The 12,315-nt window shown below is 63.3% G+C and carries 10 protein-coding genes; 2 read left to right on the top strand and 8 right to left on the bottom strand.

Features of this window, described 5'->3' with window-relative positions:
• Positions 1–62 precede the first annotated feature (62 nt).
• The 7 genes from ABFD92_19195 to rpmA all read right to left on the bottom strand — a co-directional run bounded on the left by ABFD92_19195 (position 63) and on the right by rpmA (position 7,306).
• A complete protein-coding gene (locus ABFD92_19195; protein MEN6506665.1) occupies positions 63–893 on the bottom strand; it encodes a ZIP family metal transporter in 831 nt (276 codons plus the stop codon).
• Between the two features lie 534 nt (positions 894–1,427).
• Complete coding sequence (gene dnaA / locus ABFD92_19190; protein ID MEN6506664.1) at positions 1,428–2,846, bottom strand: chromosomal replication initiator protein DnaA; 1,419 nt, start codon at positions 2,844–2,846, stop codon at positions 1,428–1,430.
• Between the two features lie 322 nt (positions 2,847–3,168).
• Positions 3,169–4,341, bottom strand: a complete 1,173-nt coding sequence (locus ABFD92_19185; GenBank protein ID MEN6506663.1) for a GTPase — start codon at positions 4,339–4,341, stop codon at positions 3,169–3,171.
• A gap of 210 nt (positions 4,342–4,551) precedes the next feature.
• Positions 4,552–5,343 (bottom strand): type III pantothenate kinase, encoded by a 792-nt coding sequence (locus ABFD92_19180; GenBank protein MEN6506662.1) that lies wholly within the window; start codon positions 5,341–5,343, stop codon positions 4,552–4,554.
• A gap of 107 nt (positions 5,344–5,450) precedes the next feature.
• Complete coding sequence (locus ABFD92_19175; protein ID MEN6506661.1) at positions 5,451–5,954, bottom strand: four helix bundle protein; 504 nt, start codon at positions 5,952–5,954, stop codon at positions 5,451–5,453.
• Positions 5,955–5,958: 4 nt separating this feature from the next.
• Positions 5,959–6,987: a GTPase ObgE gene (obgE, locus tag ABFD92_19170; protein MEN6506660.1), complete on the bottom strand. Its 1,029-nt coding sequence runs from the start codon at positions 6,985–6,987 to the stop codon at positions 5,959–5,961.
• A gap of 85 nt (positions 6,988–7,072) precedes the next feature.
• Complete coding sequence (gene rpmA / locus ABFD92_19165) at positions 7,073–7,306, bottom strand: 50S ribosomal protein L27 (protein ID MEN6506659.1); 234 nt, start codon at positions 7,304–7,306, stop codon at positions 7,073–7,075.
• 318 nt (positions 7,307–7,624) lie between these two features.
• Between rpmA and ABFD92_19160 the strand changes: the two genes are divergently transcribed.
• Positions 7,625–7,960 carry an RNA-binding protein gene (locus tag ABFD92_19160; protein ID MEN6506658.1) on the top strand — a complete coding sequence of 112 codons (336 nt, stop codon included), beginning with the start codon at positions 7,625–7,627 and terminating at the stop codon, positions 7,958–7,960.
• A 695-nt stretch (positions 7,961–8,655) separates the two neighbouring features.
• Entirely contained in the window at positions 8,656–9,456 is an 801-nt protein-coding gene (locus tag ABFD92_19155) for a PEP-CTERM sorting domain-containing protein (GenBank protein ID MEN6506657.1), read from the top strand.
• Positions 9,457–9,636: 180 nt separating this feature from the next.
• Here ABFD92_19155 and ABFD92_19150 read toward each other — a convergent pair whose 3' ends face one another.
• The gene (locus ABFD92_19150; GenBank protein MEN6506656.1) at positions 9,637–12,129 is read right to left on the bottom strand and encodes a hypothetical protein; all 2,493 of its coding nucleotides are present in this window, start codon (positions 12,127–12,129) and stop codon (positions 9,637–9,639) included.
• Between the last annotated feature and the right edge of the window lie 186 nt (positions 12,130–12,315).

The following is a 12,315-nucleotide window of genomic DNA, read 5'->3' as shown; positions in this document are numbered from 1 at the left end:
GTCGTTTGCTTCTCTGCGGTCTCCGCGGTCTCTGCGGTGAAAGCAGTTTCCTTGTCCGGCCCTTATCCCAGCGCCACGTCGAGGGTCATCATGATGGCAAAGCCGACGATCCCGCCGCCGGTGGCCAGGTCGACGTATCCGTTGCGCTGGCTCTCGGGGATCAGCTCCTCGATCACGACGAAGATCATCGCCCCGGCCGCAAACGCCAAGGCATAGGGCAGAATGCCCGACATGGAAAGCACCGCCCAGGCCCCCAGCACGCCGGCGATGGGTTCGACGAAGCCCGAAAGCTGTCCGTACCAGAACGCCCGCTTGCGGCTGAGCCCTTCGCGGCGCAGCGGCAAGGCCACGGCAGAGCCCTCAGGAAAATTCTGCAGCCCGATCCCGATGGCCAGGGCGATGGCGGCGCCGAGTTGAGCAGTGGCGGCGTCGCCGGTCATCGTGCCGGCCGCCCCGAACGCCACGCCGACGGCCAAACCCTCGGGGATGTTATGCAGGGTGATCGCCAGCACCAGCAGCGTGCTGCGGTGCCATCGCGTCTTGACGCCTTCTGGCGAGATCAGCCCCGGGTGCAGGTGGGGCAGCAGGCGGTCAGCCACGCGCAGAAACGCCGCCCCCAGCAGGAACCCGATCAGCGGAGGAACCCACTTGGGAAAGCACCCCAGCGTACCGTAACCGTTCTCGGCCATCTTGATCGCCGGGGCCAGCAGGCTCCAGAAACTCGCAGCGATCATGACCCCCGCGGCCATTCCCAGGCTGGCGTCGAGAAACTTCTGCGAAAACTTACGGGTGAAAATGACGATCGCCGCGCCGGCGGCCGTCACGCTCCAGGTGAACAGCGTCGCCAGCAGGGCCTGAACGACAGGGTTGAGATTTACGAACCAGTCATACATGTGCGTCTCCGGCGGAGGACATTATGCCCACGCGGCCGGGAATTTCAATCATGGGGGTAGATTGTGGTTCCCCGGGGGGGCCGGAGACGGGGAGTGCGGGATTAGAGGATCAAGGGGATTCAGAGGATGGGAAGAAACGGATGACGGGGCGATCTTTCCTGAGTCCCTGCAGTCGCTGCAGTTCCTTGGGTCCTTTTCCCCCAAAACAAAAAAACGTCGGCGCCCGGGCATCCAAACCCGGGCGCCCGTCCGTGAAGGATAAAAACGCACCGACGCCATCCGGTACGGCGGTCGGTCCCTGACCAATCACGCCCGGCGCCATCCGGGAAGGGAAAAATCAGAAACAAAATTCGAATACCGAAATTCGAAATTCGAAACAAAAAGCAAAAGAACAAGAAGCAAGAAACAAGACACAAGAAACAAGAAACGGAAAACCAACAGGAAGAACGCCGGCTTCTGACTCCTATTTTTGTTTATTGCCGTTTTGCTTCTTTTTGCTTCGAATTTCGATATTCGTATTTCGGATTTTCTTTTCTATTTCAGTTGCGCCGAGAGCGTCTCGATCAACTCCCCGGCGGGCACGGACTTGGGTCCGGCCGGTCCGGTCCAGCTCAGCGGTTCGTCCGCGGCGATCATTTCGGCGACCCGCTGGACGGCCTGGATGACGGACGAATGATGTTTGCCCATCGCCCGTCCGATCTCCGGGAAGCTCATCGTCGTGTGGCGGCGCGCCAGGAACATCGCGATCATTCTGGCCGCCGAGACCGGGCGCGTGCGGCGCGAGGAGTGGATGTCGGCGGGCGTGATGGCGAAGTACGCCCCGACGGCCGACTCGATGTCGCCCAGCGTCAGGGCGCTGTCGGTGCGGGCGAGGTGGTCGGACAGGGCGCTGACAGCCAGGGGCAGGTCGATCGTCTTGCCGCCCAGTTCTGCCAGTGCCGCCAGCTTGATCAGCGTGCCTTCGAGTTCCCGCACGGATCCGCGGATATGCACGGCGACGTAGTCGAGCACGTCGGCGGAGACGCGAAGCTTCATCATGCGGCTGCGGCGGGCGAGGATCGCCAGGCGCGTGTCCTTGTCGGGGGCGTCGACTTTGACGACCATTCCGGCTACGAAGCGGCTGACGAGTTGCGGGTTGAACTCGCCGACGAGGCGCGGATGGGCGTCGCTGGCCATGACGACCTGCCGCCCGCCGGACTCGATGGTGTTGTAGGTGTGAAGGAACTCGTCCTGGGTGGCTTTCTTTGCGGCCAGGAAGTGTACGTCGTCGATGGCCAGCATGTCGAGGTTGCGGTATCGCCCGCGGAACTCGTCGACGCGTTTGGCGCGCAAGGCGCTGATGAACTCGTTGGTGAACTGCTCGCCGGTGACATAGCGCCACGTGCAGGGGCGTCCGTCGCGGCGGCGGCGCGAGACGGCGTTGCAGATGCCCTGCAGCAGGTGCGTCTTGCCCACCCCGCACGGTCCGTGGATGAACAGCGGATTGAACGGCGGAACCGGCGCCTCGGTGATCGCCAGGGCGGCCGAGTACGCCATGCGGTTGCTGGGGCCGACGACGAAGTCGTCCAGCTCGCCCCTCAGGGCGACGGGCGCCGCCGCACGCCGCGGTCGCAGGCGACCTTCCTGGGCCTTGGCCACCAGGTCGGCCTGGGTGTCGAGGTCGTTCTTGCGGCACTCGCCGGTGAGGGCGGCGTCGACGGTGACGATCACGGGCAGCGTGCGCCCGGTGTGCTCGGCGACGACGGCGGCGATCTCGGCCTGGAAGTGCGTTTCCATCCAGTTGGCGACAAACGGATTGGGCACGCTGACGCGCACGTGGTTTTCTTCGACATCCAACTGCGTGCCGTGGCGGAACCACGCGTTGAACCGCTGTGGACCGATGCGCTGGGCCAGCATGCTCAGTATGGTGCGAGGCGTGTTGTCTGCGCGCAGCGATGGCGCTAATGCCGTCATGGTCTTTTTTCCCTGTCCCTGGGCTACCGCGGGCGGCTGCCCGCTATCGGTGGCACAGGCTTTCCAGCCTGTGAGTCACAGCCTGGAAAGGCTGTGCCACTTGCGATTGCCCGAGCCCAAATCAACTGCAACGAGTGCTGAATCTAAGCATGTCGGCGCGGCAGTACAATTACAAAACGAGGCGTTTCTTATCCACATCGCTCAAGACATGATCAGTGGTGGAGTTGGGGTCGAAAAAAAAACTTCCTCCACAAGTTATGCACAGGCTTATCGCCCCGCTTTTGCCCCCGCGGGCAAAAAGAGTCCCGCGGCGGCGGGGTTCTCATCGCCCCAGCAGTTCAAAAAGGGCTTGTTTTATGGGCAAATCACTTGATCGCTCCGCGCGATCGAAGACATCGGCGGCCTGCGTCAGGAGGTCTGCCTGACGCTGCGTGAACGCCGCCGGCGCGCGAGGATCGAGATCGCGCAACTCCAATCGCTCGAGAATCGCATCGGCCAGCTCATCGAGCCCTTCGCCCGTGCGAGCCGAGATGGGAACTGCGGAATGCGTGGCACGGCCACACGCCTGCGGGTCACCATGGGGCGGCAGATCAGCCTTCGTCCGCACGCACAGCACATTCTTTGCCGCCAGCCAGTCCGGCACGCGGGGAGAACGTTCGTCCAGCAGCAGCACCAGATCGGCAGCCGCAGCGCACGCGCGGGCGCGTTCGATCGCCTGGCGGTCGATCGCTTCGGCGGCGCCGTGCCAGAGCCCCGCAGTGTCGGTCAGATACACCGGAAGGTCGCGCAGCAGGGCAGGCTCGCGAACCCAGTCGCGCGTCGTGCCGGGCTGGTCATGTACGATGCTGACAGCCGTGCCGGTCAGGGCGTTGATCAGCGTGCTCTTGCCTGCGTTGGGCGCCCCCACGAGCACGATGTTGGGCGGATCGAGCAGGCGCCGCATGCGCGGCAGCGCCCGCGCCGCCTCGCCAAGCGCCGCGCTGGCCCTCCTGGCGTCGAGCCCATGGCACCCAAGAATGTCAGACGCCAACTGACTCAGCCCGGCAGACCATTGGTTGCTGATCGCCGCCAGCACGCGCGCGGAGCGAGCCTTGATGACGGCCGACAACATCTCACGCCCGATCGCGGGATTGTTCCACCGCGGATGCGCCGGCGCAAGGGCGGGCGGGGCCTGCTCGGCAGTGAGAATCTTCGCCCCGTGCGAGGCCAGCAGTTCCAGCACCGCCCGGGCGACCGCCGGGCCGCCGTGGATGTTGATCTCGAAGCCCTGCGGCGTGCGACAAAGCACGACCTGGTCGAGCACGTCATCGCCGCGCACGATGGCGCCCAGTTGCAGACTATGGAGTGCGGCGGCCGAGCCGCCGCTTTGGAAGTTTTTGGAAACGAAGATGTGCTGCAGAATCTGCCCCGCGCCCGGTCCGTTCAAAGCGATGACAGCGATTCCCCCGCGCCCGGGCGGGGTCAGGACTGCCGCGTAAGAAGTGCGTTCGCTCATCCTATCGTTCCGTTACCCCCGCTGCGCACCCATGGCGACCTGCCTGCCGGCAGGCAGGCCCGCAAGAAACAGAAACGCGTGTCGCCATGCCACCCCTTTCCCATCCATCCATCCATCCATCCATCCATCCATCCATGCCAACGTCCACCTTCCAGCAACTCTTAAAGCGGCGTCGCTGCCGCCGCACTCCATAGTGGCCGTGCTGCGGAGTTATTCCGCTTCTTCTTTAGTCAGGGCGTTGTAGTAGGCCATCGCGACGCCGCGCAGGACCAGGTCGGGCACGATCGCCTGGACCAATGAGGATTCTTCCAGCTCGCCGACGACCGCCGCGGCGTCCCCGCCGGTGGCGATCACCAGCGGCCAATGGTTCAGCGCCGTGGCGTACGCCTCGACAAGCTGCTGCAGCGCCCCGCGGGCCGAAGCGAACAGGCCCGCCAGAATCGCCTCGCGCGTGTCGCCGCCGAAGGCCCACGTCGGGGCCTCGATCGTCACCTGCGGCAACTGCGCGGTGTGCTCATGCAGCGCCGCGGCCGACAGGTGCAGCCCCGGAAATATCGCCCCGCCCTGGAACACGCCGCCGTCGTCGACGCAGTCGATGGTGACCGCCGTGCCGAAGTCGGCCACCACGCATGCGGCGCCCAAGCGGTCGTACGCCGCCACGGCGGCACATAGGCGGTCGGTTCCCACAACCTCAGGATGCTTCAGCGTGGTCTTGATCGGCAGCGGCAGATCGCGCCCGACGACCTGCACCGGCGGGGCGCCGGCGGCCATCGCCGCCCGCTCCAGGTGCGCAAGAGCGGAGGCGTTGACGCTGCAGGCGGCCAGGGCTTTGGGCTCGGGAATCTCGTCCCATGCGGCCTTGATCGCCGCGGCGATAGCGCGCTCATCATCGGAGGGCACGATGACGACACTACTGACCTCCTCGCCACTGACGCACGCCATGCGGATGTTTGTATTGCCCACATCGCAGGCAAGAACCGACGGGATTTCTTCGATTTCCATGGTTCACTCCAAATCGACAGAGGGATGAATGGATGGATGGATGGATGGATGGATGGATGAACCTTGCCCGGCGTAGTTCGCAGTGCGAACAGGTATGGGCCGGCAGGCTACCTTTCTGAGAACGCTTCATTCCATTCTCCATCACGGTTCTTGTTCCGAATCGCTTGTATCAGTTTAAGCAGTTCATTCTCCACCTTGTAATGCAATGTGTCGATGGCTTCGAATTTATCGTCAGGGAGTTGTGAAGCCTTGTTGGATGCGGTGACGGCAGAAAGCAATTCGCCGCAGGAACCCAAGGCAATGTTCAGGAAGTTCAGATACTCTTTGGCAGATCGCCTGCAATAACCCTCTGCGATGTTGCGGGAAATGCTGTTGGCCGCATCCAGCAGGTTCGACGTCACTTTTCCAAGCTCGAAGGCAGGTTTAGCGAATGCACGTGAAACGAGAACATACAAGTCAACGGCATCTTGCCAAACCCGAAGGTCCCGATATCCCCGGTTGACATTGTTTCTCTTCACAGCCCATCTCCCTGCGCCAGAAGAAAGCTCCCAAACCCGAATCCCCCATCCATCCATCCATCCATCCATCCAATCATCCATCCATCCAATCATCCAATCATCCCGGTCCCATCTCCTGCAGCTTCTTCCAGATGGTTTCGCCGAACTCTTCGAGGCCTTTGCCTGTGGCGGCGGAGATCGCGATCACGTCGGCGCCGACAGCCTTGCGGAACTTGGCCAGGTGTTTGTCGCTGTCGGTGAGGTCCATCTTGTTGGCCACGACGATCTCGGGCCGCTGGGCAAGCGCGGGGGAGTACTTGGCCAGCTCTTTGCGGATGGTCTTGTACGCCTTGACCGGGTCGCCTTCCAGGGGCGAAATGTCGACCACATGCACCAGCAGTCGCGTGCGCTCCACGTGCCGCAGGAACGCGTCGCCCAGGCCCGCGCCGGCGTGGGCGCCCTCGATGAGCCCGGGCAGGTCGGCCATCACAAACCGCCGGAAGCCCGCCAGCTCGACGATCCCCAGGCATGGCGTCAGCGTCGTGAAAGGGTACGCCGCGATCTTCGGCCGCGCGTTGCTCAGGCGGGTGATCAGCGTGCTCTTGCCCGCGTTGGGCATGCCGACCAGTCCCGCGTCGGCGATGAGCTTGAGCTCCAGGTGCAGCGACCGCTCCTGACCCGGCGCGCCGGGCTCGGCGTAGCGGGGAGCCTGGTTGACCGAGGTCTTGAAGTGTACGTTGCCGCGCCCGCCCTTGCCGCCGGCCGCCACCGTCACCTTCTGCCCGGGATCGGACAGGTCGGTCAGCACCAGGCCGGTCTCGGCGTCGCGCACGATTGTGCCCGGCGGAACGCGGATGATGAGGTCCTGCCCGCGGCGGCCGTGGCACTTGCTGCCCAGACCGTGCTCGCCGCGTTCGGCGCGCCAGTGGTGTCGCCCGCTGAGGTGCTGCAGCGTGTTGTACGACTCGTCGGCTTGCATGTAGATGCTTCCGCCGTCGCCGCCGTCGCCGCCGCTGGGTCCGCCTTTGGGGATGAACTTCTCCCGCCGAAAGGCCATGCACCCGTTGCCGCCGCCGCCGGCGACGACGATGATGTCGACCTCGTCGACAAACGCCGCCTTGCCGGTGATCTGTCCTGGATTGTCCATGTGAGTATGAAAAGGAGGATGGCCGTTCGACCATCCTCCTGCTTTCCTGCAGTTCTATACGCGCCCAAAGCCTGGGGAGGCTGTGCTACAGCACGTCGACGTATCGACCGCGGTAGGTGACGGTGCCGTCTTTGAGGGCGAACAGCGTGTCATCGCGCCCGCGACCGACGTTGTGCCCGGCCTTGAGGGGCGTGCCGCACTGGCGAACGATGATGCTGCCGGTGACGACGACCTGGCCGCCGTATACTTTCACGCCGCGATACTGGGGGTTGGAATCGCGCCCGTTTCGCGTCGAGCTTTGTCCCTTTTTATGCGCCATACCGTTACTCCAAAGTCAGTGCCGAATCTCTGCGACCGGCTAGTCCAGTTACTATAGAAAACCGGCGGCAGGATGTCAAAGAATTTATCGTGGCTTTGGCGTTAGAAAGAACTTGTGTACAACCGCAAGAGGGACTATACTTCTTTTGTTCGGTTCGTCGAAAGACGGGAACTGTTACGGGACCAGACGTATTGCCAGTCCACGCCACACTCTCGCGTCAGACGCTCCTGACTCCCTGGGCAGGAATGAGAGCCCCTTTCAGATGGATCCACGAAAGCGAAAATATGGATCCAAAGCCCTGAAGCAGGAGAATCCTCAATGGGCAAGAAACTGTATGTCGGTAACCTCAGCTACAACGTCAACGACGCGGACCTGTCGCAACTGTTCGCGCAGCACGGCACTGTCGAAAGCGCCGTGGTGATCATGGACAAGATGTCCGGCCAGAGCAAGGGCTTTGGTTTCGTCGAGATGGGTAGCGATTCCGAAGCCCAGGCCGCCATCAGCGCCCTGAACGGCAAGGAATACGACGGCCGCGCCCTGACCGTCAACGAAGCGCGTCCCCAGGTCAAGCGTCCTGGCGGCGGCGGCGGTGGCGGCGGCGGTCGCGGTGGCTACGGTGGCGGCGGTGGCGGCGGTGGCCGCGGCCGGTACTAGTCGGTAAATGGTCCATCGCTTCGGCGAAGGCCCATGAAACCACAAAAGACGAAGGGCTCCTGAGCAATCGGGAGCCCTTTTCTTATACCTTGGCTAAGCGGGCTTAGGACGCCGTAAGACCAACAACTTTGCCACAGAGATCACCAAGAGCACGAAGAAAGACAAGAAAGAGAGTAACAGGAGTTTCTTTGCGCCCTTTGTTATCAAGGGGACATGGCGACGGGGGTAGGGCAGGGACTTTTGGCCCTGGCACGGCAGGCCCCCGACGGCTTCGCCGGGACCAAGGGCTGAAGGGGTCCGCAGAGAAACTGGTCACGCAAGGAACCCGGCGGGTAAAAGTATCTGTCACACTGCAAGTTGCTTTTCATCGTTTCGGCTGAACTGCAGGTTCATGATTGACTGTGGTTAGTTGTCTTGGCCAAATCATCGGTTGAAGAATGTCCGATCTGGTGAGAAATCCGATTTTCGGCTTGCAAATCGCGCGTTTAGTGGTAAGATCGCGCCAGTCAGGCTTAAGTGCCCCGTTCATTGCCCTAGGAGAAGCTGCCAATCATTCGGCGGTTGGGTAGCAGAGACGGAGGCGGGCACGTCTGGCCTGTGACAGAAGCAGTTTTGTCGTATCGGAATATTTCTATTGGGCTCCGGTTCTTTTGCAGCCGGAGCAGGTATGGGCACTTTTTTGAAAGGACGAGGCAATGAGGATGACGTATGCGATTCTGGGGCTCGGGCTGGTTCTGGCGACGTGCGGTACTACCCATGCAGCGATCAGCGACGGTTTGATCATGTATACGCCTATGGACACGGTCACCACCGATCAGGTCGGCGCTTCGGACGATCCGATCATGGCTAACATCAGTCTTACGGGTGGGAAATTCAGCGGATTCGCTTATCAGGGCGCCGGGGGACTGGGCTTCCCGACCATCAAGGGCGCCGCAAGCTTCGGTTCTAGCTTCAGTGCAACGGCGTGGATCAGACCTAGTCTGACCAATACGGTGGTCCTTGGGAACGGAGCAACCAACGCCCAAGGCTGGACCATCTCGGCCGCCAACAACGGTAATCTGTATGTGCGCGTGAGCGATGGCGTCAGCGCTCAGACCGGGAACCTCCCCTTTGACTACACCAACAACCCGTGGATCTTCGCCTCCTTCGTCTACGACCAGGGAGCCCAGACGGCGACGTTCCGCATCCAGAACGGTTACAGCGGCGCCCTGGTGACGCACTCGTTCACGCTGGATGCAAGTGCCAGCCTTGTTTCGACCGGTGGATACTACTGGAGCGCCGGGGCTCTGTATCACAACAGTGTGACGAACGACACGCGGGGCATAGACGACATCGCGTTCTGGGGCCGGGCACTGGCTGCCGACGAAATCGGCCAGATCTTCAACAATGGCGATGGCGCGACGATCGGGTCATTGCTGGCGGTCCCCGAGCCGGCGACGATGAGCTTGCTGGCTATCGGCGGCCTGGCGGCTTTGATTCGCCGCAAACGCAGCTAAGGCAGCAGAGGCTTTCGCCCCTGTTATCACAGCCCTCAAGAAGGCTGTGGCACGAAACGAAAGACCCCGCTACGGCGGGGTTTTTCATTGGAATCTGAAATACTCAAATCTCAAATCTCAAATCTCAAATCAGGAATCTGAAATCTAATCCGAAATCCGCAATCGACAATCCGAAATCGCTCACTGCGTCGCCGCCGGTTCGCCCGGTTGTCGCACGTGCCAGGCGTTCTTGGGGCTCAGGCTGGCGGCGCCGTCCTGGCCAAAACGCAGGTCGATCCGGCCGCTCAAGGGGCCGGTGAGTTTCAGGCGGTGGAACCCCTTGGCCAGCGAGACGGGAAAGAAACTCCAGCCCCTGCCGCCGTGGGCGAAGGTCTGCGCGCCGACGGTCAGGACGGCAGGCTCAACGCTGAAGATCTGGATCTGATGCAGGCCGTTCTGCTGGGCCTCGACAATGCCCTCCAGGACGTTTCCGCCGGTCTTGGCCAGGCCTGTGAGCCCCGCCGGTAGCGTGGTAGCGGTTTTTGCCGCTTCGGCGCCGGCTTTGAACAGCAGCCCGGCGGTCAGCGTGGCGGTATCGATCGTCTGGGCCGGCAGCGGCGCCTCGGGAAGAATCTCGATCTCCAGCGGCGGACTGGCCGCCTGCATTGCCCCGCCTGGCGTGACGACGTCCGAGACAGCCTGCACGCGAACCTTCCCCAGCCCCAACTGCGCCGCCGGAACACTGATGGTTCCGGCAGGACCGGCGGCGACACCCAGCGGGCGGGCATTGTGCGTCAGCGAGATCCGCGCGGCGTCCTTGGCCGCGACCGAAAACCGCACCGTCTGATTCAGCGTGAACGTCTTTGCCGCAGCCGACAACTGCACGCTGCGCCCCTGGTTGTCGACGTTGAAGGGCACCGGGGTGCTGGTGCGGGTTTCCGCCGCGTCGCCGCTGACAGCCACATATCGCAGCTCGTGATACCCGTCCGCCCCGGCACTGGTGTTCAAAACGGCGGGCTTTCCGGATTCATGCGCAGCCGCCCACCGCCCATCGACGAACAGCTCGAACTGCTTGATCCCGCCTGCGGGAGAGGCTGAGGGGGCCAGTTCGATCTTGCCCGAGACGGGGCGATCGCTCGCCAGGCCCGGTAGCGTGACCTTCGTGCCCCGCGCCCACGGCTGACAGAGCGGGTCGCCCACGGTCAGTAATTCATAAGGCGACTGCACGGTCTGGTACAGGGCTTCGGCCAGGCTGAACCCCTGGGCGTAGATGACCTGGAAAAAGGGCGTGGGGAACTTGGATTGGGTGGCGCCCGGTTCGGTGACCGTGCCGCACGTGCCGGCCGCCCCGTGGCGCATCAGCACCGTCAGCGGCGTCTGGCTGGAGGAGTAGAAGATTCCCCCGCTGCGTTCAGACCCGTAGACCAGGACGCCGCCCCAACTGGTGAGATTGTGGCAGAACGCCCCGGGCAGCACCTGGGCCTCCTTCGGCCAGGAGTAGCCCGCCATTCCGGTCATGAGCCCGGCGATGTCTTTCTCTTTCGGGATCGAGCCCTTGAGCGACCGCGCCCTCACGCCCAGCGCCTGGGCGGCCTCGGCAGCGGCCGGATACGCCCAGAGCTGAATCTGGGTGCGGATGTCGCCGCTGTTCATGAAGTAGAACGTGCCAGAGGGCCTGGTGCCGTCGGCGGCGGCGCTGCGGCGCAGATAGCTTCGCACCTCGTCGAGGCTGTTGCCCCGCCCGCTGGTCACCGCCAGCATTGTCGAGAGGAGATACCGGCTGGCCTGCCCGCCGCCCGAGACGCGGTTGCCCTCGTCGTCCCAGGCGTAGCCGGCGCGGAACGCCTGGGGCGGCTGGGTCGAAACGTTGCTGTCGAAGGCCGGCGTGGCCATCTGCATGAGCAGGGGCGCCCAGCCCTTGTGCGTGTGCAGGGGGGCGAAGATCTCGTTTCGCTCGATGGCCGATCGATTGCGGAATCCCTCGCCTGCCGCGGCGGCGAGCATGGCCATCGCTTCGTCGTTCTTTTTCTGCCCGGCCAGGCAGCAGGCCAGGCCGAAGTGCATGGTTCCGCGCGCGTCGGGGATCTTCAGCAGCGGACGAAAGAGCTTTTCGCCGCCGGCATAGTCGCGCGACGCCAGCGCCGCCGCGGCGTCCCTTATCTGCTGGCGCTGCTGGGGACTGGGCGGCTCGATCGCTGTCGTGCGCACGGTGCGGCGAAAGTAGTTGTTGGCCACCGAGCCGAACTGCGTCTGTCCGGCCAGCACCATCTGGTGGAAGTACGTCAGACTGGTCAGCGAGCCCAGCCCCATCCGCGGTTTGGCGGCGGCGGTGGCGCCGGGGCTCATCGGGTATCGCACGGCGTAGGGGATGTCGCTGGAGTAGGCGATGCAGTCGATCTGCCCAGTCAGCCCGCGCGACTTGATCGTCTCGAGCACCGGCTGAAGGATCTTCTCCTTGAAGGTTGCCAGCGAGACGATCTCGAAGCTGGGCTGATCGCCCAGGGGGAGGTAGATCACGTTGAGGGCGGGGATGCGGCGCAGGTACACGTATTCATTGGCGACGGCCTTGGAGGCCCAACTGTCTTCGTTGACGACGACGGCGACGTTCTCCGGCGCCAGCCCGGCGCGGGCGGCGGCGGACAGCGTCAGCAGCGTAAACGCTGCCGCGTAAACGATCGATTTTCCTGAGGGCATGAGGCTGTTTCCCACTGAGGCTTGGTCCCTTAACTATAACACGTCGCCGGGACCCATGTCGCCCCTTCTTATCTTTTATCGGTCAGTGGACGCATCAGATGAATCTGGCCGCATGGCTTGCGGCTTGGCAGTTCCCCGCCCGGGCGGGCGACACCTGCGCTACTCCGGCGAAACCATTTCCGTTAT

It is taken from the genome of Planctomycetaceae bacterium (assembly GCA_039680605.1).
Lineage (GTDB): Bacteria > Planctomycetota > Phycisphaerae > SM23-33 > SM23-33 > JAJFUU01.
The sequence above is the reverse complement of the archived record's forward strand: the minus strand, read 5'-3'. Positions and strand labels throughout refer to the sequence as shown.